A 25,158-nucleotide genomic window follows, 5' to 3' on the forward strand; every position below is an offset into this window, starting at 1 on the left:
ACCCACTAGTCCTTTTTTGAATATCTAGATAGAGGAAAGTCTTTGTCGGTTTCCTCTTGTATTTCAGAAATACGTTTTCTCTGTTTTGCTACCAATAGCTCTCTTTGCCTGCGTTCCCATTCAGTTCCCATAAAGCGTTTAAAAAAGTATACATCTACTGCGTGTATAATTAGAATAAAGGTCCATATTATAACTGCCCATAGATACCAATCGTATTCTTGTCCATAGTTCAATACTTTGTTAATTAGGACAAAGAAAACCGCTCCAATGAGAAAAAAAACAAAGTGCACAAAAAGTGCTTTTTTTTGTTTAAGCCTCTTTTGAGCATATTCTAACAATTCATGTTGAGATTTATCTATTTTCACCTCTGATTTACGCATGGTAACTAGGCTATATACTATCTTTAATCACAAAGATACATTAAACCTAAAAAATACTTGAGTTAATGATATATAACCCAAAAGTTTCGTTTCCTGTTGCAAAACAAGGAGTATATGCCAATACTGCGACATTTGGACTGATGAGTGACAGTTTGTTAGAATGGCGCCATGAACATGATTTAGACTATTTAGTGGGAGGAAGTACTTTTAAAATAAAGAGTATGGGGATCATGGAGGAATTAAGAGTAGAAATTGCAAATTTCTTTAACAGCAAACAGGAAGAAGTCGCACTAATTCCGAATCTTTCTATAGGCTTAAATATTGTAGCGGAGGGATTAAATTCAAAAAAAGAGAAGATTTTGTTGCTTAAGAATGACTACCCTTCTTTAAGTTGGCCTTTCAGAAGTAGGGACTTTAGCTGTATAGAAATTCCTATTCAAGACAGACTAGAGGAGTCTATCATAGAGACAATTAAGAAACACTCTATTAGCATTCTGGCCTTGAGTCTAATTCAATGGTTAGACGGCTTTATGATAAACATGGATTACTTAAAAAGACTTAAAGTTCAATTTCCTGATTTATTGATAATTGCCGATGGCACCCAATATTGCGGGGCTCATAATTTTGATTTTCAAAATTCAGGAATCGATATTTTGGCCTGTAGTGGTTATAAATGGCTTCTGGCGGGTACAGGGAATGGGTTTATGTTATTAAAAGATGTAGTAAGGGAGAGGTGCAGGCCAAAAGAAAGCGGATTCAATGCCTCAGGTGCCAATGTATCTCTTTTCCAACAATGGACCCTTAATAAGTACTTTGAACCCGGGCATCTGGATTCGTTGGCATTTGGGAGCTTACTTTTTTCTATAAAAAACCTGGCGACAATCGGGATGAGAAAAATAGCCGAACATAATACGTGCCTGGCCGAATATGCTAGTAGAGAACTCTTGGATATGAGGTTCATAGAAGAGACATATACAACATTGAGCGCTCCAAGTACCATCTTTAATCTTGCTGGGGACAGTCGTCTTTTTGACCATTTGGAACGTAATAAAGTGGTTTGTTCAAAACGTGGTCAGGGCATTAGAGTGAGTTTTCATTATTATAATACATTAGATGACCTAAAAGTATTCTTCGATATCCTTAAATCTTACTAAGTAGTGTTGTCTATTTGCAAAATGCCATTCTTATATTTTAGGAATGTGAATTAATTGTCATGCATATTTTATCAAATTGATAATTATGATATTAATCATTGTAAATGAGGAATTTAATACTTTAAATTTGCAGCTTAAATTTGAAAAATTAGAATTATGGCAATTGCAAAACAATATTTGAAAACGAAACCAGTATGCAAGGTAACTTTTACAGTGCCAGCAGAAGATGCTAAAAAAGTAGCTGTTGTAGGAGACTTCAACAATTGGAACCCAAAAGGGAGTATGCTAAAAAAATTAAAGAATGGAACTTTTAAGGGAACTTTTGATTTGCCAAAAGAAAACACTTTTGAGTTTAAGTATTTAGTTGATGGAAATTACATCAATGAGACTGAGGCAGATCGTTACCAATGGAATGATTTTGCTGGTTCTGAGAATGCGGTTTTAGACCTATAAACCAGAGAAAAGTAATTAATAAACCGGAATGCTTTTCGTATTCCGGTTTTTTTGTGTTTATTATTTGATAAACTATTTTTAATATTATCGAATAGGAGCAAATAATAGCATTTTAGTACTTGGGGTATGAAAATTTTAGAAACCATTAAAGGCTTCCTCAACGAGGGAGAAACAGATTGGCAAAAAGTTCTTGAAATTGTTGCTAAAGAATATAGTTGTACAACAGCCACCCTACATTTTTTAAATACAGATTCCAAGCTATTAAGTCTCAAAGCATATCTGGGAATTCCAAGTTTTCTTTTGCCTAAGCTTTCTGAAATACCTATAGGTAAGGGCATGGCAGGAATCGCCGCAGAGCGAATGGAAGCGGTTGAAATGTGTAATCTTCAGACGGATAGTAGTGGTGTAGCCAGACCAGCAGCCAAAGAAACAAAGGTAGAGGGTTCTGTTGCCGCACCTATGCTTTATAATGGTGTTCTTTATGGAACTTTGGGAATAGGAAAATCGGTTCCCTACGATTTTACCGAAAAAGAAATTTCTGAACTTATGGAAATTGGTTTGGAAATTAGCAAATTCTGCGCAAAGAATTAGGGAAATATCATTTGGTTCAATTATTTTTTGGGGATCTTCTGTACATTAAAATCTAACCAATAAAGAATACTCGTTTTATTTTGTTGCTCTTTTTAGGATGTAGTTCTTGTACATTTTCTTTGGATCTTCAAATTCTTGTAGTACTTCAAGCCCAGCTTTTTGGCATAGCCAATCCACTATTTCCGAATCGTATTTCTGTGAAATTTCTGTATGTATGGTTTCCCATGCTTTGAAACTTACATTTAGATCTAATTTATCAATAGTAACATTTTGTTCCTCAGTTGAAACTAGATAACTCTTTGCAGTACCAGATTCAGGATCGTATACTTCCCAGTGAATAAATTTATCTAATACAAAGTTGGCGTCTAATTCTTCATTAATTCTAACTAAAAGATTTTTATTAAATTTTTCTGTTACCCCTTCATGGTCATTGTAGGCATCCAAAACCGTTTTGGGATGTTTTTTTTGATCAAATCCAACAAAAAAAAGATCTTCTTCGTTCATCAAATCGCGGATGCCTTTTAAAAATTCAATTGCTTGTGGATGTAGTAAGTTGCCAATATTAGAGCCGAGAAAAAGGAGTATCTTTTTCCTTTTGGTAGTCCTGCATAAGGTCTTTATGCTTTCAAAATAGGTGCCTTGGATAGGATCAACCTTTAGTTCTGGCAGCTCTTCCTTCAAGGAGATCTTTAATTTCTCTAAAGCGTTAGTACTAATATCAATTGGTAAATATGTAAATCTTGCTTGTATGCGAACTAAATTTTCCAATAGGATTTTGGTTTTCTTGCCATCACCAGCTCCCAGTTCGATCAAATCAAAACTTTCCGTACCATTTTTAAAATAGTTGCATATTTCGCTTTTGTGGTTTTCTAGAATTTCGAATTCACAATTTGTTAAATAGTACGTGGGCATTGCCATTATTTCCTGAAACAAACGATCTCCTTTAGCGTCGTAAAAGTATTTAGATGAAAGTTGTTTAGGAAATTTCGTCAAGCCCAGATAAACGTCTTTTTCAAAATCTGAGGTAAACGGGAGAGTGAATTTTTCTTGCATAGTGTGTTTGTCGCAATTATCTGGCTAACCTTAAGCCGGTATATTGCCATCTTAATTTTGGATGAAAGAAGTTTCTGTAAGTAGCTCTTGTGTGTTCTTTAGGAGTTGCAACGGATCCTCCTCTTAGAACTTTTTGATTAACCATAAATTTGCCGTTATACTCCCCCAAGGCCCCATCTGCTTTTTTGTATCCCGGATAAGGTAAATATGCACTTTCTGTCCATTCCCATCGATCCCCCCATTTAAAATTTTCTTGCGCAACTTCCCATTCAAATTCCGTTGGGAGTCTTAAACCCCGCCATTGTGCGTAGGCAAATGCCTCGTAGTAAGAAATATGACTTACCGGATTATTCGGATCTAGTAACTGTAATCCCTTTAGTGTATATTGATGCCATGTGCCATCAATATTATGCCAATAAAGAGGTGCGGAGATTTGGTTCTTATTAAGCCAGTCCCAGCCTTCTGCATGCCAATACTCAAAAGACGAATAACCTCCTTCTTGAATGAATTCTAGAAAGTCAGCATTGGTGACAAGAAGATTAGAAATTTCGTAAGATGGCAAATAAATTTGGTGATTTCCTAATTCGTTATCAAAACAAAACCCCTCCCCAGTATGACCAATAGAGTAAATGCCTTCCGCTACACTTAACCAGATTTCTGAATTATCACTATTGGGATCTTCATTCCAATCTTCCTTATAAAATGGAAATAAGGGATTATTTCCCAGGATGTATTTGATATCTGTTAGTAATAATTCTTGGTGTTGCTTTTCATGGTGAATACCTATTTCCAAAAGTTCGAACATTTCTTTCGAAGTCTTTGCACTAAACAAATCAACAATTTTGTCAGTAACATATTTACGATAATCGTAAACCTCGGCTACCGAAGGTCTCGAAAGATTACCTCTATTTGCACGGATTACTCTTTTGCCTACGGATTCGTAGTAACTATTAAAGACAAAAGAAAAATCGTCGTTAAAGGGAATATAGTCTGCCGAATATTTTTGGAGTAAAAATTCTTCAAAAAACCAGGTAGTATGTCCCAAATGCCATTTAGGTGGCGAAACATCTTCTATAGGTTGTACCACATAATCTTCCGTTTGTAATGGCGCACACCTCTTCTCACTTTCCAGACGTGTATCTAGAAAAGTGTCTAGGATGGTTTTAGTTAAAAGCATGTCATTTTTCCCTAAATATAGTTATTAATACAGGGCGACAAAAGCAAAATTCAATTAGACTGCTACGACCCCCTTAATGTGCGGATATGGATCGTAGTGTAAAAGTTCAAAATCGTCAAACGTAAAATTGAAAATGTCCTTCACTTCAGCATTAATAACCATTTTAGGTAATGGTCTAGGATCCCTGCTTAGCTGTAATTCTATCTGCTCCAGATGATTTTTATATATGTGAGCATCTCCAAAGGTGTGTATAAATTCCCCGGCTTCGTACCCACAAACCTGTGCGATCATCATGGTAAAAAGAGCATAGGAAGCTATGTTAAAAGGAACCCCCAAAAAAATATCCGCACTCCGTTGGTACAACTGACAAGACAATTTTCCATCAGAAACATAGAACTGAAAAAAAGCATGGCAAGGAGGAAGTGCAGCCTTCCCTTCGCTTACATTTTCTGAGAAGGATTTTGAGGTGTCTGGCAAGACACTTGGGTTCCATGCAGAAACTAACATTCTTCTGCTGTCTGGATTGTTTTTTAAAGAATGGATAACTTCTTTTATTTGGTCGATGTTTTCATTGTTCCAATTTCTCCACTGATGTCCGTAAACGGGGCCTAAATCACCATTCTCGTCGGCCCATTCGTTCCATATCCTTACGCCGTGTTCTTGTAAATAGGAAACATTTGTATCTCCCTTTAAGAACCACAATAATTCATGAATGATAGATTTGAGATGTAATTTTTTTGTTGTTATCATCGGGAAACCTTCCTGCAGATCAAAACGCATTTGATATCCAAAAACACTGTAAGTTCCGGTTCCTGTTCTATCTGCCTTTTGTGCTCCTTTTTCGAGGACGTGTTTCAACAAATCGTGGTATTGTTTCATGATAAAAACTTTTTAAGAACGAAAATAAGCAAAGAAGAAGCTCTCTCCCTTTTGGAGTTTTCAAAACTTATTAACTTTCATTAATTTATTGCTATCCCAGAATCATTCCTGCAATTGTTGCGGAGAGCAGGGAAGCCAGGGTGCCTCCTAAAACTGCCCGCATTCCAAATTCAGACAGTGTTTTTCGCTGACCCGGGGCAAGAGATCCAATACCGCCTATCTGGATTCCTATAGATGCAAAGTTTGCAAACCCACAAAGCATATAAGTGCCCATTATTACCGATTTATTAAAAGAAAAGTGTGGAGTATTTAGCATATTTTTCAATTCTGCCAGCTGCAGGTAACCTACGAATTCGCTGGCAGCTAGTTTAACACCCAAAAGCTGCCCCATTAAAAGTATGTCTTGTGAATTTACCCCAATAATCCACATTAGGGGAGAGAAGATACTTCCGAGTATGGCCTCCAAGGAAAGACCCTTATAAAAAGAATTAGCAGCAATCCAACTATTTAGGCTGGTCATTTCTCCTGCCCAATCCAAAACCCCGTTAATCATAGCTATAAAAGCTAGGAAAACTAAAAGCATAGCCCCTACGTTGACCGCTAGTTTTAAACCTTCTGAGGTACCATTTGCAATAGCATCTAATATGTTAGTCCCTATTTTATCTGCAGAAATTTCGAGCTCACTATTTACTTTTTCGGTTTCAGGGTATAACATTTTTGAAACTACAATTGCTCCTGGGGCAGCCATCACAGATGCTGCCAACAAATGCTTGGCAAATTGTATTTGAAGCAAGGGGTCATCTCCACCTAAAAAGCCGATATAAGCAGCCAAAACCGCACCAGCTACGGTAGCCATACCTCCAACCATTACAAGTAAAATTTCTGAACGGGTCATCTTTTCTAAATAGGCTTTGATAAGCAATGGAGCTTCTGTTTGCCCTAAGAAAATGTTTCCTGCAACACTAAGGCTCTCTGCGCCGGATATTCCTAGAGATTTAGAAAGGAGCCATGCAAAAGCACGCACTATTTTCTGAATAATACCCAAATAAAACAGTACTGAGGTAAGGGCAGAGAAGAAGATTATTGTTGGCAGAACTTGAAGGGCGAAAATAAACCCGAATGTATCTGTGTCTACAATTAATCCTTCAAATAGAAATTGACTTCCAACTTTGGTATACTCAAGAATATTGACAAATATTCTGCCTATAGATTCAAAAACTACTTGAATCAAAGAGATTTGCAATACCCCTACAGCAATTATAAGTTGCAATGCAAGCCCTATTCCGACTGTTCTCCAGTTTATTGCTTTTCTATTGGCACTAAATAGGTAAGCCACAAATAATAAGAAAGTCATCCCTAAAATTCCTCTCCATAAGGATGTCAGAGAGAATCCTGCATTCGGAACCAGTGTTTGAAGAGCTGTCTGGGATCTGGAGATGGCACTATTGGTAGTAAATGCCATGGAATCTATTTCAATTCCTGTAGTTGCATATGTTACAAAGGGGATAAAAAATAAAAAAGTAAAATATAAACAAATCCTACTTCTTATATGGTCACTAAAAGGAATCAATTGCGTTTTGATATTTCATCTCTTAGCTTAGCTGCCTTTTCATAATCTTCGTTAGTCACGGCTTTTTCTAATTCGGCATTTAACTCTTCAAGGCTTAACTCTTTATACGGGGCAGCCATTCCTGGATCTATCTCCACGGTTTCTCCTTCTTGAAGAATTTCATCGACCACTATACTATCGTCACTCTCTTCCTTTTCTTTATCTTTCGAGGAAAATTTTAAAAATATACCTGCCTTGTCAAGAATGGTTTTATAAGTGAAAATGGGTGCATTGAACCGTAGAGCTAATGCAATAGCATCGCTTGTTCTGGCATCAATTATTTCCTCGATTTTATCTCTTTCACAAATGATGCTCGAATAAAATACTCCGTCTACTAATTTGTGAATTATAACCTGTTTAACAATTATATCAAATCTGTCGGAGAAATTCTTAAAAAGATCATGGGTTAAAGGTCTAGGGGGTTTTATTTCCTTTTCCAGAGCAATGGCTATTGATTGTGCTTCAAACGCACCTATTACAATAGGTAGCTTTCTGTCACCCTCAACCTCGTTTAAGATTAGAGCATAAGCCCCATTTTGTGTTTGGCTATAGGAGATACCTTTTATTTTTAATCGTACTAAACTCATAGTTCACCTGACCTTATAGGGCTATTAAAAGATAATTATTGAAAATATTCAATAATCAGTTAAGGGCACAAATTAACAAAAATTAAGCGTTTTGTGCCTTAAATTCTTTTAATTTTTCGATGAGTTCAGGGACCACTTCAAAGGCATCACCAACAACACCGTAGTCGGCAGCTTTGAAAAATGGTGCATCGGGATCTGTATTTATGACAAGCTTTACTTTAGAAGAATTTACCCCTGCCAGGTGTTGAATAGCTCCGGAAATTCCTATGGCGATATAAAGATTACTAGAAACAGGTTTCCCGGTCTGCCCTACATGTTCGCTATGTGGTCTCCACCCTAAGTCCGAAACTGGCTTGGAACATGCAGTTGCGGCCCCTAGTACTTCTGCCAGGTCCTCAATTAATGACCAGTTTTCTGGACCTTTTAGACCTCTTCCTCCAGATACTACTATGTCGGCATCGGCAATAGTTGCCTTGCCTGTAACTTTGTCTATAGAAACCGAGCTTACTCCTAAATCGGACCCCTCAATATTAGGATTAAATTCCAGGACTTCAGTTTGGGTTTTATTTTCATTTATACCAAATGCATTACTAGAGACACCAATTATTCCTATATCTGTATCTATTGAAGTAGTTGCAAACCCTTTATTGCTAAATACAGTTCTCTTTAGGGTAAGCGGTTCAGTATTTAGCGGAGCAGCTACAACATTTGGACAATATCCTGCATTTAGTTTGCCTGCAAGAATTCCAGCCATATACTTTGTGTCCGTGCTAGAGCTTATTATGATGTTTTTACTATTTTCCTGAGCTATCGCTTGCGACACAGCCTCAGCATATGCATTGGCATTAAAATTAGTTAAATTAGCATCCTTTATATTTAACACCTTGCTAATTCCAAAATTCCCAAGCTCTTCAGGGTTTTCTACATTAAAGGCTATGGCGATGGCCACAGTTTTTAATTCTTGTGCGAGCATAAAACCATAAGACGCCACCTCGAATGCATTTTTTTTGAATTTTCCATTTTCAGATTCGGTATATACTAGTACTGACATATATTTTCTTTTAGAGGCTCCCTTTAGGAAGCATGGTAAACCTTATTCTTACGTTTAAATTACTTTGGCCTCGTTATGTAATAGGTCAACGAGTTCGGATAGATTGTTAGCTTCAACGAGCTTAACCGCGCCCTTTGGAGCCGGCTTTTCAAAAGCAAGGTCTGAACTACCTGTGTTCGCCTCAACTGGGGCAACAACGTTTAACTTTTTTTGTCTTGCCATCATTATTCCCCGCATGTTAGGAATTCTAAGATCACTCTCTTCAACAAGTCCTTTCTGTCCGCCTACAATTAGGGGTAATTTCGTACTGAGTGTTTCTTTGCCGCCGTCTATTTCTCTTGTTGCCGTAACCTTATTGCCATCAATTTCTAATCCAATACAGGTATTAACAAAATTGTAATTCAGTTGAGCAGCTAATATTCCTGGGACCATGCCTCCATTATAGTCTATAGATTCTCTCCCTGCAATAATTAGGTCATAGGAGTCCTCTTTAATGAGCTTTGCTAATTGGGTAGCCACGGATAAACCATTTGTAGGTTCCATATCAACTCTTATGGCTTCATCTGCACCTATGGCCAGTGCCTTTCTCATGGTTGGTTCTGCTGTGTTCAGACCTACTGTTGCTACATGAACTGTAGCTCCCTGTTTCTCCTTAAACCACATCGCCCTAGTTAGGCCAAATTCATCGTTAGGATTTATTACAAATTGCACTCCACTAGAGTCGAATTTGGTATCTCCTTCCGTAAAGTTAATTTTAGACGTAGTATCTGGAACATTGCTAATACAGACTAATATTTTCATCTCGCTAGTTTTTTAAACGAATTTGTCGGCTAAGATAGCTATTAATTTCCAAAAATACTATGCATGCATAGTAAATATTGTATCTTTTTTTACGCTTTATCGGGCTTCATTTGCTATATATTTTCCTATTTTTGTGGGCATTTTGATGTATAATTTTTTTAAATAAACAACTAGTAAATGAAAACTCTACAGTTTAGACAAGCTATTGCTGAGGCCATGTCCGAAGAAATGAGAAAGGACGATTCTATTTATTTAATGGGAGAAGAAGTTGCGGAATACAATGGCGCATATAAAGCTTCAAAAGGGATGTTAGATGAGTTTGGACCAGAAAGAGTAATAGATACTCCTATATCTGAACTAGGCTTTGCTGGTATTGGTGTAGGTTCTGCTATGAACGGAAACAGACCAATAATAGAGTTTATGACCTTCAATTTTGCCTTGGTTGGTATTGATCAAATTATTAATAATGCAGCAAAAATCAGACAAATGTCTGGAGGACAATTCAATTGCCCTATTGTATTTAGGGGTCCAACTGCTTCTGCGGGTCAGCTGGCTGCAACACATTCACAGGCTTTTGAAAGTTGGTATGCAAATTGTCCGGGATTAAAGGTAGTAGTTCCTTCGAATCCAAATGATGCAAAAGGTTTATTAAAGGCTGCCATAAGAGATGATGATCCGGTTATTTTTATGGAATCGGAACAGATGTATGGGGATAAAGGAGAGGTGGTTGAAGGAGAATTTACTATTCCTTTAGGAGTAGCCGAAATAAAAAGAGAAGGAACGGATGTTACTATTGTCTCTTTTGGAAAGATTATTAAAGAAGCATATAAGGCTGCGGAAATTTTGGAGAAAGAAGGAATAAGCTGTGAGATAATTGATCTTAGAACTGTAAAGCCCATGGATCAAAAGACTATTTTAGATTCGGTTAAAAAAACAAATAGATTAGTAGTTTTGGAAGAAGCCTGGCCTTTTGGCAATGTTGCTACGGAGATTACTTATCTGGTTCAATCTAAAATATTCGACTATTTAGATGCCCCAATAGTTAAAATAAATACAGCGGATACTCCAGCCCCATATTCTCCAGTATTGCTGGAAGAATGGCTGCCGAATCATGAAGATGTAGTAAAAGCTGTTAAGAAAGTGTTATATAAATAAGTAAACTGGTTTTGTAAAGTTATATTAGCTTCGCCGACCTAGTGTAGGCGAAGTTTTTTTTTAAAGAATTCTATTCGAAGTCAATTTACCCTAAACTGTTTAGACCCGCATTAATACTTCCTCAGTATGAGGATAAAGTTAAATGGTACCGTACTTATGAAAAGAATTTTTCTTTCTTTTTTTCTAATACTTCCGCTTATCTTGTTAGCACAAACCAAGGCTGCTGGTATAGTTGTTGATCAGGAGGGGGAACCGGTGGCATTTGCGAATGTAGTTTTAAAAGGAACTACACAAGGAACTATTACAAATGAAGATGGCCTGTTTTACTTAGAATCTGAAGAAACACATAGGGCACTACTAATTTCATTTATCGGTTACCAGACAGAAGAAATTCTGCTCAACAAAGCGGTCAATTATGATCTAAATGTGGTTTTGGTTCAGGGCGAGCAACTAGATGAAGTTGTGGTCTATGTAGGGAAACAGTCTAAAAAAAATAACCCTGCTATTGATATTTTAAAGAAAATATGGGCCAAGAAAAGGATAAATGGACTTCGACAATTTAAGCAATACCAATACGACAAGTACGAAAAAGTAGAGTTTGATTTAAATTCTATTGATAGTGCGATGATGAAAAGCAAACTTTTTAAAGGAATGGAGTTTGTATTTCAGGATTTAGATACTTCCAGAATCTCTGGAAAAACTTACCTGCCTATTTTTTTAAATGAGACCTTCTCTAAAGTCTATGGAGATAATGTAATTAACCAAAATAAGGAGGATGTCCTAGGAAATAAAAATTCTGGTTTTAGCAACAATCAGGCTATAATCGGTTTTGTAAAAGACTTGTACAATGAGTACGACGTTTACGATAACTACCTGAAATTCTTTGATAAGAGTTTTCCGAGTCCTCTAGGAAAACCGGGAATTGACGCCTATAATTACGTATTGTCAGACAGTGCATTTATTGAAGATAAATGGTGTTATCATATTATATATTACCCAAGACGTAAGAACGAACTAACATTTAAAGGAGACTTTTGGGTAAATGATACTACCTATGCGGTAAAGAAAATAAGTCTGGAGGTAACAAAAAGTGCTAATATTAATTGGGTCAAAGAGATTTACATTGAACAAGAGTTCGAGGTCTTAAACGATTCTGTCTTCCTTTTGGAAAGAGATTATATGCTTAGCGACTTTAGTCTTTTTAAGAAAGAAGAGTCTAAAGGGGTTTATGGCAAAAGGACTACTGTTTATGGGAACTATCAGTTTGATAGGGAAAGGCCTAGTTCATTTTACAAAAACAAGACAGACCCTTTTAATCCGGTTACTTTTGAGAGGGATAGTGTTTTTTGGAAGAATAGTCGATTGGAATCTCTGAATAAGGATGAACAGGGTATTTATGCTCTTTTAGATACTTTGAAGACTGTGCCCCGCTTTAAAACAGCCTATAATGTGGTTAGTATTCTCGCTTCTGGATATGTTGAAATTGATCGTTGGAACATTGATTTGGGTAATATATATAGTGGTATAGGCTTTAACGATGCGGAAGGGATACGACTTAGAGGAGGGGCCCGAACCTATTTTGGGCAGAACGATCCATGGCGTATTGAGGGATATATGGCTTACGGCTTTAAAGATAAGAAGTTTAAACACGGGATTTCCGGAAAATGGCTTTTAGACAAAAAAAATAGAATAATCGTATCGGGGGGTAACAGGCGAGATATTGAGCAATTGGGTATAAACCTAACACAGACAACAGATGTTTTAGGAAGGAGTGTGGCTTCTTCGGCTATTTTTACGGTTGGTAGTAATGACCGATTAACGAATATTAATCTTACCACCTTTAATCTGGATTTAGAACCAGTAACAAATTTCAGGATACGCTTTGGAAGCTCTTTTCGAACTTTGAGTTCTGCCTTACCGGATGCTTTTAGCCTAGATTATATAGACCTTGAAGCACCAGGTGGAATATCCTCTGAAACAAAACAATTTGAATTAAATACAATTTTGCTTTTTACACCAGGTAAAACCACCATTGGAAATGGGGTAGAAAGGCGAAATGTAAATGAAGACTACAGCACCTTTCTTCTAAACTATACCAAAGGTTTAAAAGGGTTTTTAAATAGTGATTTTGAGTTTGAAAAAATACAATTTTCCTATGCACAACCGTGGCAATTAGGGGGTTTTGGCCGATTGTTGAGTACTGTTGAGGTTGGCAAAACATTCGGGGTAGTACCTTTGAGTTTATTAAGCGTTATTCCAGGGAATCAGACTTATTTTACTATTTACAACACTTTTTCCAATTTAGACTTTTACGAATTTGTTACAGATACTTACGCTACAGTACATTTAGAGCAAAACTTTAATGGCAGACTTTTTTCCAGAATACCGTACATCAGAGATTTAAATTTGCGGGAAATTGTAGGCTTTAGAGCCGCCTGGGGAGAGCTGTCTAATGCAAATAAATTAATTAGTAGTCCTACAAATATTCCTCTCCGAGCGCCGTCTGACGAACCTTATTGGGAATACTCTTTTGGGATTGGGAATATTTTTAAAATATTTCGAATAGATTTTAATTTTAGAGGAAATTATTTAGATATTCCTGGTGCTAACTCCTTTAGTGTAAAAGGAACATTTGCCTTTAGTTTTTAGAGCTATTTCTTTATTTTATCTAAGCTTTTAAGTAGAATAAGGATTTATAAAAATAGATTTCGTCAATAAAAAAACTTCAGCTTTTTTTGGCTGTAATAATATGTTTTAAAATCAGTATCCGGTCTTCTTGCGAGTTGAGTGAAATTCTGCTTTTTTATTCTATTTCATTTTACTACTTTTGCAGCCGTTTTAAATCGCAAATAACTAACTAATATGGAATTAATAGTAAATTTTTTACCAGCTTTTGGAGTTTTGGCTCTCCTATTCGTTTTTGTAAAAAACTCCTGGGTTTCCAAGCAGGATGGAGGAGATGAAAAGATGTCAAGAATAGCAAAGAATATAGCAGATGGTGCTATGTCTTTTCTAAAAGCCGAATACAAAATCTTATCCATCTTTGTTTTAGCAGTAGCAGTATTGCTTTATTTCAAAGGTTCTATGGAAGAAGGTTCACACGGGATGGTAGCTTTATCCTTTGTTGTAGGAGCTATATGCTCTGCTCTGGCCGGTTTCATTGGAATGCGCGTTGCAACCAAAGCGAATGTGAGAACAACCCAAGCGGCTAAACAAAGCTTAGGTAAGGCACTTGAAGTGGCTTTTGCCGGTGGTTCTGTTATGGGTCTTGGCGTGGTTGGTCTGGGAGTTCTAGGTCTTAGCGGACTATTCTGGGCATATCAAATGATTTGGCCTGGAACAGAAAACATCCCCCTGGTACTTAATGTGCTTTCTGGATTTTCTTTAGGAGCTTCCTCGATTGCTCTTTTTGCCCGTGTAGGGGGGGGAATATATACCAAGGCAGCGGATGTTGGTGCGGATTTAGTTGGAAAGGTTGAAGCTGGTATTCCAGAAGATCACCCACTAAACCCTGCTACGATTGCAGATAACGTTGGAGATAACGTTGGAGATGTTGCCGGGATGGGCGCTGATTTATTTGAGTCTTTTGTAGGCTCCATTATAGGAACCATGGTATTGGGAGCCTTTATTTTTACACCAGAATTTGGTGGTCTGGGAGCTGTTTATTTACCTCTAGTCTTGGCCGCTATTGGAATTGTTATGTCCATAGTCGGAACCTTCTTTGTAAAGGTAAAAGATGGTGGCAGTCCTCATAAAGCCTTGAATCTGGGAGAATTCGGATCAGGCGCCTTGATGATAGTTGCTTCTTATTTTGTAATTACTTCTATGTTGCCAGAGAGTATTGAAGGATTACCTTTCGGTGCAATGGGAGTCTTCTGGGCTACTCTTGCAGGTTTGGTTGCTGGTTTTGGCGTTGGGAAAATTACGGAATACTATACAGGAACGGGTACTAAACCTGTAACTTCTATTGTTAGGCAATCTCAAACAGGTGCCGCTACCAATATTATTTCCGGATTGGGAGTAGGGATGATGTCTACTGCAGTTCCAATTATTTTAATTGCGGCTGCTATTTTGGTTTCCCATCACTTTGCAGGGTTGTATGGTATAGCTATTGCGGCTGTTGGAATGCTTGCTAACACGGGTATACAATTAGCAGTAGATGCCTATGGTCCTATTTCTGATAATGCAGGAGGTATTGCTGAAATGGCCGAATTGCAGAAAGAAGTTAGAGAGCGCACCGATATGCTAGATGCAGTTGGAAATACTACTGCGGCTATAGGAAAAGGATTTGCTATCGCTTCTGCTGCACTTACGGCATTGGCTTTATTTGCCGCCTTTATGAAAGTGGCCAAAGTAGATGCAATTGATGTTTCTCAGCCAGATATTATGGCCGGACTACTTGTTGGTGGTATGCTTCCATTTGTATTTTCTGCCCTGTCAATGAATGCTGTGGGTAGAGCTGCAATGGCTATGATAGAAGAAGTTAGAAGACAGTTTAGAGATATTCCTGCCTTACATGCTGCCTTGGAGATTATGCGTAAGTATGATTCGGATATGTCTAAGGCTTCCCCTGAAGATAGAAAGATATTTGATGCGGCCGACGGTGTTGCTGAATACGATAAATGTGTGGATATTTCTACCAAAGCATCTATCAAAGAGATGGTGCTTCCAGGTTTATTGGCTATTGCGGTACCGGTTGCTGTAGGTTTTATTGGAGGAGCTGAGATGTTAGGAGGTTTGTTAGCAGGTGTAACTACCTGTGGCGTATTGATGGCTATCTTTCAGTCAAATGCTGGTGGTGCTTGGGATAACGCAAAAAAAATGATTGAATCTGAAGGTGGGAAAGGAACTGATGCTCATAAGGCAGCAGTAGTTGGAGATACTGTTGGGGATCCATTTAAAGATACCTCAGGTCCTTCCTTGAATATTCTTTTAAAACTTATGTCGGTGGTTGCGTTGGTAATTGCACCGAGTATCGCTATATCCTCTGATGCCATGTCTGCCTATAACAGTGAGGCTTTGCAGCAAGAAGTTAAAAAGGAAATAGTAGTAGAGATGACCGACACAGAAACTGGAATGGTTTCTGCAACTGTAACAACCACGGAAGAATCGGATGGAGTGGTTAACACAGAGGAGGTTGTTTACGAAGGAACAGAAGAGGATGTAAAGGCACAAGTAAATGCCTTGTCTAATGAAGTTAAGAAAGAAAAGAAATAACCCATAGTTAGCACTGTGGTTAGAATATAAAAAATCCCGCTTCTTAGCGGGATTTTTTAATGGAAGAAAAATAGCTTTTAGAAAAGACCATTAATTTCCGCATCGATTTTATTTATAACGTCTCCTAGGTGTTCTGGATTATCTACGAAATTTAAATTGTCTACATCCACAACCAGAAGTTTTCCCTTTTCATAACTCTGTGCCCATGCCTCGTATCTTTCATTTAGGCGACTTAAATAGTCTATGGAAATAGAATTTTCGTAGTCTCTGCCTCTCTTGTGTATTTGGTTTACCAAATTAGGAATAGAACTTCGCAGATAAATAAGTAAATCAGGAGGTTGTACTAAAGTCTCCATTAATTCAAAGAGACTTGTATAATTACTAAAGTCTCTATTGGTCATTAAACCCATTGCATGTAAATTGGGCGCAAAGATATGAGCATCCTCATAAATGGTTCTGTCCTGAATAATGTCCTTTCCTGTCTTTCTGAATTTTAAAATTTGCCGGTATCTGCTATTTAGAAAATATATCTGCAAATTAAAGCTCCAACGCTCCATTTGGTTGTAAAAATCATCGAGGTAAGGGTTGGCTACTACATCTTCAAAATGCGCTTCCCATCGGTAATGTTTGGCCAATAACCTTGTAAGTGTTGTTTTACCAGCTCCGATATTTCCTGCAACAGCAATATGCATAGGGCGTAAATGTTTTTGGTTGGTTTTGGTAGTTCAAGAACACACAATATACAAAGTATATAGTTGTGTAGAAAAAATAGTTGTTGAAATGCACTAGTTAATTACCTTTTACAAAGTTTTTATTTCATTTGCAATTATGTATTTTTGTAAGCTCAAAACAAGAGGAGGGATTTGGCTGATTGCAACCTCTTGTGTGGAACAATAACTAGATGTTCTGCCAAAGTAAAATGCTAAACCAGTTCTGCGAATACGTTCGTCTAGCAGTTTACTTTATCACAAAGCTATCAGCCAAAATTTAGAAAATTAAGATTTATGGCCTATTTGTTTACCTCAGAATCTGTTAGTGAAGGACATCCAGATAAAATTGCAGATCAGATTAGCGATGCTTTATTAGATAATTTTCTGGCCTTTGATCCTGAGAGTAAAGTAGCCTGTGAAACACTGGTAACTACAGGACAGGTGATCTTGGCAGGAGAAGTTAAAAGTCATACCTATGTAGATTTACAACAGATTGCCCGGGAAGTAATTAATAATATTGGTTACACTAAAGGGGCCTATCAGTTTAGTGGGGATTCCTGTGGAGTAATTTCATTAATACATGAACAGTCGAAAGAAATTAATCAAGGAGTAGATCGGGGATCTAAGGAAGAGCAGGGTGCAGGAGATCAGGGGATGATGTTTGGCTATGCCACAGATGAGAGTGAAAATTATATGCCGTTAGCCTTAGATATTTCACACCTCATTTTACAGGAGTTGTCGCTTTTAAGAAATGAAAACGAACAAATTCAATATTTAAGACCCGATGCAAAGGCTCAGGTAACTATTGCTTATGGGGACAACAATACTCCGCAGCGCATAGATACCATTGTCATTTCTACCCAACACGATGAGTTTATGCAAGACGATTCGGAGATGCTTGCTAAAATAAAGAAGGATCTTATTGAAATTCTGATGCCCAGAGTATTAAAAAGACTTCCCGAAAATGCCCAACGTCTTTTCGATACTGATATCACTTATCATATTAATCCAACGGGGAAGTTTGTTATTGGTGGCCCACATGGGGACACGGGTCTTACCGGAAGAAAGATCATTGTGGATACATATGGGGGGAAAGGAGCTCATGGCGGAGGAGCTTTTAGCGGAAAAGATCCAAGCAAGGTAGATAGAAGTGCTGCCTATGCTGCCAGACATGCTGCAAAGAATCTTGTGGCTGCTGGTGTTGCAAAAGAGATTTTGGTTCAAGTAAGTTATGCCATTGGCGTTGTTGAGCCCACATCAATTTATGTCAATACCTACGGAACTTCCAAGCTTGGTCTAACCGATGGGCAAATCGCAGAAAAGGTAGCAGGGATTTTTGATATGAGACCCTTTGCTATTGAATCTAGACTGCAATTAAGAAATCCTATCTATTTAGAAACAGCAGCCTATGGGCATATGGGTCGTGTTCCAAGAAAGGTAACTAAGGTCTTCGAGTCCCCGTATAATGGTAAGCTAAGTAAGGAGGTAGAATTGTTTACCTGGGAAAAATTGGATAGTTTGGAAGAGGTGAAAACTGCATTCGGATTATAATTTTTTTATATTTTCTAGGAATTTATAAAATTCCATCCCTATATTTGTCTTAGTAAGTTCAACATTTTATTGACAAGTTATCAAGAAAGGTGGAGGGAATAGACCCTATGAAACCTTAGCAACCCTTTGCTTCTACAGTAAAGAAGGTGCTACATTCTATCATGATTACTCATGAAAGATAACAATCTGATATTACTTCGGTAACCTATCTTTCTTTTTAACTTTTTATAATTATTGATCGGATTTGTAAAATATACATCCCTAGGATGTGCTATTCTACAGTTTAACATGTAAACAATTGTTTTATCATTTATAAATAGAATCAGCATTTGATTAGAATGCATAAAAAAGAAAGTCATGAGTGAACACAAATTTTCGACCAATGCTCTCCATGCAGGTCACGACACAACATCCAACGGAGGAACTAGAGCAGTGCCAATTTATCAGAGTACTGCCTATGTTTTTAATAATTCTGAACACGCGGCAAACTTATTCTCTTTGGCCGAATTCGGAAATATTTATACAAGAATAAACAACCCAACAAATGATATTTTAGAGCAGCGATTGGCGGCTTTAGAAGGAGGAATAGCGTCTGTCGTAACTTCTTCCGGAACTGGGGCAATCAATACAGCACTTTTGGTATTGCTTAAATCTGGTGATCATATAGTTGCCTCTAATAGTCTTTATGGAGGAACTTATAATTTGTTAAGCGTTACCTTACCACGTCTGGGAATTACTACAACATTTGTTGATCCCTCGGATCCTTCTAATTTTGGGAAGGCGGTTCAGGAAAATACCCGGGCCTTCTTTGTAGAATCCTTAGGGAATCCAAAATTAGATGTTCTAGACTTAAAAGCAATATCAGCAGAGGCCAAAACAGCTAAGGTGCCTTTTATTGTAGACAATACCGTAGCTACGCCTGCACTTCTAAACCCTATAGAACACGGTGCAAATATTGTAATTCATTCGCTTACTAAATATATTAATGGAAACGGTACGGCTCTTGGAGGGGCTATTATTGATGCAGGTACTTTTGATTGGGCTAATGGTAAGTTTCCTGAATTTACAGAGCCCTCTGCCGGATATCATGGATTAGTATATCACGAAGCCTTGGGGCCAGCAGCTTTTATCGCTAAAGTTCGAATTGAAGGATTAAGAGATCATGGTGCTTGTTTAAGCCCATTTAATGCTTTTCAAATAATTCAGGGATTAGAAACTCTCGAAATCCGTATGAAAAAGCACAGCGAAAATGCATTAAATCTGGCAAAATGGTTAGAAGGAAGATCCGAAGTAAGCTGGGTAAACTATCCCGGACTTAAAAACAGCAAATACTACGCGGAGGCAGAAGCTTACTTGCCAAATGGACAAAGTGGGCTAATTACATTTGGCGTAAAAGGTGGTTTTGATTCTGCAAAGAAAATTGCAGATAATACCAAACTATTTTCATTACTTGCAAATATTGGAGATACTAAATCTCTCATAATCCATCCATCCAGTACAACGCATCAGCAATTAGATGAAGCTTCACAAGAGGCTGCCGGGGTAACCACAGACTTAATAAGACTGTCTGTTGGTTTAGAAAATCTGGATGACTTAAAAAGTGATTTGGAACAGGCTTTTGCTACAATAGATAAATCTGTTTTGGCGTAGGTTCAGGTAAAAGTAATAGGGGGGCAGTATTCCATAAATGATGGAATACTGCCCTATCAAAATTTAAAGGATTGGAATGAAAGGAGTACAAAATAGACTTCATCATCTTAAGATTAAAAAGTTTAAGACCTTGAGTGGTGCGGACCATTATATTGAATTGTCGTATCAACTATTTGGACAAGAGCTCCATACGGCACCAATCATAGTAGTGAACCATGCTCTTACCGGAAATTCAAATGTATGTGGAGAAGATGGTTGGTGGGCTTCGTTAATAGGAGATGGTAAGTGTATTGATACAAAGAGATATACCGTTTTGGCTTTTAATATTCCCGGCAACGGATACGATGGTTTTGTAATTGAAAATTATAAAGAATTTGTGGCAGGAGATATTGCTAGAATATTTCTGGAAGGTCTACGACAACTCCATATCAATAGGGTATTTGCTTTAATCGGAGGTTCTTTGGGAGGAGGAATAGCATGGGAGATGGCGGCGATAAATCCTCTCTTAACGGAACATCTTATTCCTGTGGCTGCAGATTGGAAATCTACAGATTGGCTCATTGCCAACTGTCAGATACAAGAGCAATTCCTGGTAAATTCCAGTCAGCCTGTTCATGATGCGCGTATGCATGCTATGCTTTGCTACAGAACACCACAATCCTTTAAAGCTAGATTTCAGCGCAGTACCAATGAAGAATTAAATGTTTTTAATGTAGAGAGTTGGTTAACACACCATGGGAAGAAACTACAAGAGCGCTTTCAAGTTTCTGCCTATAAACTTACCAATCAATTATTAAAGACAATAGATATTACCAGGGATGGGGAAGAGGCGTTTCACAATCTTCAAAATAGTTCTACCAAGATCCATATTATTGGGGTAGACTCCGATTTGTTTTTTACTGCTACGGAGAATAAGGACACGTTTAAACAAATTGCCCAGGCAAATAGCAATGTTACCTATGGAGAGATTAAGTCTCTGCATGGTCATGATGCCTTCCTCATTGAGTTCGAACAAATGGAACAACTTCTGGAAGGGATATTTAATAAGAACGGAAGGCTTTCGAGGGTTAAAATTCTAAAATTTGGCGGTAAATCTTTATCAAATGGTGAGGGATTAGGACATGTATTGGATATTATTTCTAGAAAAGTTAAGAAAGATGAAAATATTGCTGTAGTCTTATCCGCTCGAGAAAAGGGAACGGATCAATTACAGAATATATTAAATAAGGCGGCCCAAGGGAAAAAATATTACAAAGACTTTGAGAGTTTTGAAAATTACCAAAAACATACCTTTAAGAATGTTAATCTTTCTCAGGAATTTAAAGCGCTGGCCAAGCTTTTTGAAGGAGTAGCTCTTTTAGGGGATTACAGTCCAAAGATTCAGGATCAAGTATTGGCATATGGTGAACTTATTTCAGGTAAACTTATCTCAAAATTACTTATCGGAAAAGGAATGGATGCTGTTTTATTGGATAGTAGAAAGTTAATAAAGACCGATAATACCTATGGCGACGCCAAAGTTTTGGAAGAGATTTCAAGGGAAAACGTGGTCAAGGAATTTGCTAAATTAAAGGCCCATCAGATTCCAATTATTACTGGTTTTATAGCTTCAACTCTAAATGGCGAGACCACTACTTTAGGCCGAAATGGCAGCAATTATACTGCAGCCCTGATTGCTAACTTTCTGGATGCGGAAGAACTACAAAACTTTACTCATGTGGATGGGATATTTACCGCAAACCCCGACATGGTTGCGGATGCACAGAGGATAACGCAGCTTTCTTATTCGGAGGCTAATGAACTGGCTAATTTTGGCGCAACGATTTTACATGCCAAAACAATTATTCCTTTAATAGAAAAAAATATTCCTTTACGTATCCTTAATACTTTTAATGGTGATAATGAAGGTACTCTGATAAATGCTAAGACTAGTAAGGAAGGTATTAAGTCATTATCAGTTATTGAAAACGAAGCGCTTATAAATTTAGAGGGTAGGGGATTACTGGGAAAAGTGGGCATTGATGCAAGAATTTTTAAAACCTTAAGTCATAATAATATTTCAGTTAGTATTATCTCACAAGGTTCTTCGGAGAGAGGAATAGGGCTAGTTGTAAATTCGGATAAGGCCGAGTTGGCGAAACGGGCGCTACAAATGGAATTTGAAAGTGATTTTAAATCGAAGGATATAAATACTATTAGTATAGTACGCGACGTTTCTGTGATTTCTATTGTAGGTCAAGATTTAAGCACTTTCCACAAACCATACAATGCGCTGATTAAAAATCATATAGTCCCCATACTATTTAATAATACGGTATCCGGGAAGAATGTAAGCATTGTGGTGAACAAGTCCGACTTGCATAAGGCTTTAAATGTAATGCACGGACAGATCTTTGGGATAAGTAAGAAAATAAATCTAGCAATATTTGGACATGGGAATGTTGGGGGTACCTTGGTTGATCAGATATTAAGTTCAAATAAAACAATTGAAGAGAGAAAGGGAATTCATCTTAATATTTTCGCCTTGGCCAATTCCAAAAAAGTTCTTTTAAACAAGACGGGAATAAAGAAAAGTTGGCGCGGAAACATAAATTCGAAAGGTATACCTTACACTATACCAGAGATTTTTAAATATGCCAAGAGCCACCACTTAGAAAACCTTATTGCTATTGATAATACAGCAAATGAAGATTTTGTTGCCCACTATTTCGATTTTATAGAAAATGGTTATGACATGGTTTCTTCCAACAAAATTGCCAATACCTTAGGCTATGATTACTATGCCTTACTTAGAGAGGAGCTGTCGAAAAATCAGAAACAGTACCTGTATGAAACAAATGTTGGAGCTGGCTTGCCACTAATCGATACCATAAAGCTACTCCATCTTTCTGGAGAAAATATTACCAGAATAAAGGGAATATTTTCCGGATCCTTAAGCTATTTGTTTAATACGTTCTCTGAAAATGATCTTCCTTTTTCATCTATTTTAAAGGAGGCAATAAGTAAAGGTTTTACGGAACCGGATCCAAGAGAAGATCTATCCGGAAATGATGTAGGCAGGAAGTTATTAATTCTGGCCAGAGAACTAGAACTAAAAAATGAATTTCGTGATATTCGCATTCAAAACCTGATTCATCCCGATTTAAGGAAGGGAGATGTTAACCACTTTTTAAAGCATATGGATAGATTAGATGAGGTTTTTCAGAAAATAAAAGAAGAACAAAAACCAAACCATGTATTGCGCTATGTTGGAGATTTACATGGAGATTTGCAAAAAGACACGGGACTGTTAGATGTAGAATTGGTATCTGTACCGAAAGAAAGTGCGCTTGGACAAGTAAAGGGTTCGGATTCTATTGTTGAGATATATACAGAGTCTTATGGAGAACATCCAATAGTTATACAAGGAGCAGGGGCGGGAGCTGCAGTCACAGCCCGCGGAGTTTTTGGAGACGTCTTACGAATAGCTGAAAAAATATAATTCCTAATACATTAATTGCCTTTAATATGAAAAGAAAGTTTGAAACAGAAGCTATTCGAACTCAAATTAAAAGATCCGAATTTCTAGAACATTCAAATCCACTTTACCTTACTTCTAGTTTTGTTTTTGAAGACGCTGAGGATATGAGAGCTTCCTTTGCCGAGGAGAAAGAACGCAATATTTATTCGAGGTATTCCAATCCAAATTCGTCAGAGTTTATAGAAAAAGTCTGTAAGATGGAAGGCGCGGAAGATGGCTTTGCTTTTGCATCAGGAATGTCGGCAGTATTTTCCACTTTTGCGGCACTTTTAGATAGTGGAGATCATATTTTGTCGGCAAGGAGTATTTTCGGCTCTACCCATAGTCTGTTTAATCAGGTGTTTCCAAAGTGGAATATCAGCCATAGTTATTTCCAATTTGATCATTTGAAAAGTTTGGAAGAACAAATACAACCAAATACGAAAGTCCTTTATGCGGAAACGCCAACAAACCCAGGAGTAGACATATTAGATCTTGAGGCATTGGGAAAATTTGCAAAAAAGCATAATCTAATACTCATCATAGACAATTGTTTTGCAACGCCTTACTTACAGCAGCCTATTAAATTTGGTGCGGATTTGGTGATTCATTCGGGCACCAAATTAATGGACGGGCAGGGAAGAGTTTTGGGTGGACTCACAGTAGGACGGAGAGAATTAGTGGATAAGATCTATAAATACTCAAGAATTACAGGCCCGGCTCTTTCTCCATTTAATGCGTGGGTCTTGTCTAAAAGTCTAGAAACACTGGGTGTAAGAGTAGACAGACACTGTAGCAATGCTTTAGAAGTTGCGGAGAATCTGGAAAAGCATCCCAAGGTGAATTGGGTAAAATACCCGTTTCTTCCGTCTCACCCGCAATACGAATTGGCTAAAAAGCAAATGAAAGCAGGTGGATGTGTCGTGTCATTTGAAATTAATGGCGGGATTTCTGCGGGACAAATTTTTTTCAATTCAATTAGAATGCTCTCACTCTCAGCCAATTTGGGAGATACCAGAAGTATTGTGACCCATCCGGCCTCCACTACGCATAGTAAATTATCTTCACTGGAAAGAGCAGAATGCGGCATAAGTGATGGAATGGTAAGAATCTCAGTTGGACTAGAGCATATAGACGATATACTAAGAGACATTCACTCCGCTTTAGAAAAAGTATAGTTTTTCTACATCCCCCGATTTGATTATCTTCGTTTTGTGCTGTCCAAAAAGACAAAATACGGATTAAAAGCTCTTACCTACCTCGCTTCAAAACCGAAGAATGAGCCGGTACAAATTGCGGAAATTGCAGAACACGAAAATATCTCTCAAAAGTTTTTAGAGACTATCCTTTTGAGCCTAAGAAAGACTGGTTTTTTAGGATCAAAAAAGGGTAAGGGCGGCGGCTACTACCTTATAAAAGACCCCTCTGATATTAAAATGACTTCCGTAATTAGAATTCTTGAAGGCCCTATTGCAATGATACCTTGTGTAAGCCTTAACTTTTATGAGAAATGTGATGATTGTCCGGATGAGAATAAATGTTCTGTGCATAAACTCATGATTCAGGTTAGAGATAGTGCCCTAAAGGTATATGGCCAAACCACCCTTTCCGACTTAATTGGTTGATGCAATATTTTTAGGT

The 25,158-nt window shown here is 37.5% G+C and carries 20 protein-coding genes and 1 riboswitch; of the genes, 11 read left to right on the plus strand and 9 right to left on the minus strand.

Annotated elements, in window-relative coordinates:
* Window positions 1-5: 5 nt before the first annotated feature.
* Entirely contained in the window at window positions 6-380 is a 375-nt protein-coding gene (locus PXG98_RS06255) for a 2TM domain-containing protein (protein ID WP_276389661.1), read from the minus strand.
* Between the two features lie 65 nt (window positions 381-445).
* On the opposite strand from PXG98_RS06255, the gene PXG98_RS06260 reads away from it, so the two are divergent.
* The 3 genes from PXG98_RS06260 (at window position 446) to PXG98_RS06270 (ending at window position 2,578) form a co-directional block, all read left to right on the plus strand.
* A complete protein-coding gene (locus PXG98_RS06260; RefSeq protein ID WP_276389663.1) occupies window positions 446-1,534 on the plus strand; it encodes an aminotransferase class V-fold PLP-dependent enzyme in 1,089 nt (362 codons plus the stop codon).
* Window positions 1,535-1,690: 156 nt separating this feature from the next.
* Window positions 1,691-1,987: an isoamylase early set domain-containing protein gene (locus PXG98_RS06265; protein ID WP_276389665.1), complete on the plus strand. Its 297-nt coding sequence runs from the start codon at window positions 1,691-1,693 to the stop codon at window positions 1,985-1,987.
* A 126-nt stretch (window positions 1,988-2,113) separates the two neighbouring features.
* Complete coding sequence (locus tag PXG98_RS06270; RefSeq protein WP_276389667.1) at window positions 2,114-2,578, plus strand: GAF domain-containing protein; 465 nt, start codon at window positions 2,114-2,116, stop codon at window positions 2,576-2,578.
* Window positions 2,579-2,653: 75 nt separating this feature from the next.
* Here the strand turns inward: PXG98_RS06270 and egtD are convergent, their stop codons facing one another.
* The 7 genes from egtD to PXG98_RS06305 all read right to left on the minus strand — a co-directional run bounded on the left by egtD (window position 2,654) and on the right by PXG98_RS06305 (window position 9,735).
* Window positions 2,654-3,631 (minus strand): L-histidine N(alpha)-methyltransferase, encoded by a 978-nt coding sequence (gene egtD, locus PXG98_RS06275; RefSeq protein ID WP_276389669.1) that lies wholly within the window; start codon window positions 3,629-3,631, stop codon window positions 2,654-2,656.
* Between the two features lie 16 nt (window positions 3,632-3,647).
* A complete protein-coding gene (gene egtB, locus PXG98_RS06280) occupies window positions 3,648-4,808 on the minus strand; it encodes an ergothioneine biosynthesis protein EgtB (RefSeq protein ID WP_276389671.1) in 1,161 nt (386 codons plus the stop codon).
* A gap of 54 nt (window positions 4,809-4,862) precedes the next feature.
* Window positions 4,863-5,687 (minus strand): thymidylate synthase, encoded by an 825-nt coding sequence (locus tag PXG98_RS06285; protein WP_276389673.1) that lies wholly within the window; start codon window positions 5,685-5,687, stop codon window positions 4,863-4,865.
* Window positions 5,688-5,778: 91 nt separating this feature from the next.
* Window positions 5,779-7,149, minus strand: a complete 1,371-nt coding sequence (locus tag PXG98_RS06290) for a NupC/NupG family nucleoside CNT transporter (RefSeq protein WP_276389675.1) — start codon at window positions 7,147-7,149, stop codon at window positions 5,779-5,781.
* 104 nt (window positions 7,150-7,253) lie between these two features.
* Window positions 7,254-7,883: a bifunctional nuclease family protein gene (locus PXG98_RS06295; RefSeq protein WP_276389677.1), complete on the minus strand. Its 630-nt coding sequence runs from the start codon at window positions 7,881-7,883 to the stop codon at window positions 7,254-7,256.
* Between the two features lie 82 nt (window positions 7,884-7,965).
* On the minus strand, window positions 7,966-8,934 hold the full coding sequence (locus PXG98_RS06300) for an electron transfer flavoprotein subunit alpha/FixB family protein (RefSeq protein ID WP_276389679.1): 969 nt from the start codon (window positions 8,932-8,934) through the stop codon (window positions 7,966-7,968).
* Between the two features lie 54 nt (window positions 8,935-8,988).
* Entirely contained in the window at window positions 8,989-9,735 is a 747-nt protein-coding gene (locus tag PXG98_RS06305) for an electron transfer flavoprotein subunit beta/FixA family protein (RefSeq protein ID WP_276389680.1), read from the minus strand.
* 177 nt (window positions 9,736-9,912) lie between these two features.
* Here PXG98_RS06305 and PXG98_RS06310 point away from each other — a divergent pair, with 177 nt between their 5' ends.
* From PXG98_RS06310 to PXG98_RS06320, 3 genes are all read left to right on the plus strand, one after another.
* Window positions 9,913-10,890 (plus strand): pyruvate dehydrogenase complex E1 component subunit beta, encoded by a 978-nt coding sequence (locus PXG98_RS06310; protein WP_276389681.1) that lies wholly within the window; start codon window positions 9,913-9,915, stop codon window positions 10,888-10,890.
* Window positions 10,891-11,046: 156 nt separating this feature from the next.
* The gene (locus tag PXG98_RS06315) at window positions 11,047-13,539 is read left to right on the plus strand and encodes a DUF5686 family protein (protein ID WP_276389683.1); all 2,493 of its coding nucleotides are present in this window, start codon (window positions 11,047-11,049) and stop codon (window positions 13,537-13,539) included.
* A 213-nt stretch (window positions 13,540-13,752) separates the two neighbouring features.
* Complete coding sequence (locus PXG98_RS06320; protein WP_276389685.1) at window positions 13,753-16,107, plus strand: sodium-translocating pyrophosphatase; 2,355 nt, start codon at window positions 13,753-13,755, stop codon at window positions 16,105-16,107.
* 77 nt (window positions 16,108-16,184) lie between these two features.
* Here PXG98_RS06320 and PXG98_RS06325 read toward each other — a convergent pair whose 3' ends face one another.
* The gene (locus PXG98_RS06325; protein WP_276389687.1) at window positions 16,185-16,799 is read right to left on the minus strand and encodes a deoxynucleoside kinase; all 615 of its coding nucleotides are present in this window, start codon (window positions 16,797-16,799) and stop codon (window positions 16,185-16,187) included.
* 312 nt (window positions 16,800-17,111) lie between these two features.
* Here PXG98_RS06325 and metK point away from each other — a divergent pair, with 312 nt between their 5' ends.
* The 5 genes from metK (at window position 17,112) to PXG98_RS06350 (ending at window position 25,142) form a co-directional block, all read left to right on the plus strand.
* A complete protein-coding gene (gene metK / locus PXG98_RS06330; protein ID WP_276389688.1) occupies window positions 17,112-18,368 on the plus strand; it encodes a methionine adenosyltransferase in 1,257 nt (418 codons plus the stop codon).
* A gap of 74 nt (window positions 18,369-18,442) precedes the next feature.
* Window positions 18,443-18,553: riboswitch (SAM riboswitch) on the plus strand.
* 172 nt (window positions 18,554-18,725) lie between these two features.
* Window positions 18,726-20,018, plus strand: a complete 1,293-nt coding sequence (locus PXG98_RS06335) for an O-acetylhomoserine aminocarboxypropyltransferase/cysteine synthase family protein (protein WP_276389689.1) — start codon at window positions 18,726-18,728, stop codon at window positions 20,016-20,018.
* Window positions 20,019-20,094: 76 nt separating this feature from the next.
* Window positions 20,095-23,499, plus strand: coding sequence for a bifunctional aspartate kinase/homoserine dehydrogenase I (thrA, locus tag PXG98_RS06340; protein ID WP_276389690.1), 3,405 nt, complete (start codon window positions 20,095-20,097; stop codon window positions 23,497-23,499).
* A gap of 26 nt (window positions 23,500-23,525) precedes the next feature.
* A complete protein-coding gene (locus PXG98_RS06345) occupies window positions 23,526-24,695 on the plus strand; it encodes a trans-sulfuration enzyme family protein (RefSeq protein WP_276389691.1) in 1,170 nt (389 codons plus the stop codon).
* A gap of 36 nt (window positions 24,696-24,731) precedes the next feature.
* A complete protein-coding gene (locus PXG98_RS06350; protein WP_276389693.1) occupies window positions 24,732-25,142 on the plus strand; it encodes an RrF2 family transcriptional regulator in 411 nt (136 codons plus the stop codon).
* Window positions 25,143-25,158 lie beyond the last annotated feature (16 nt).

The organism is Eudoraea chungangensis (assembly GCF_029360665.1).
GTDB lineage: Bacteria > Bacteroidota > Bacteroidia > Flavobacteriales > Flavobacteriaceae > Eudoraea > Eudoraea chungangensis.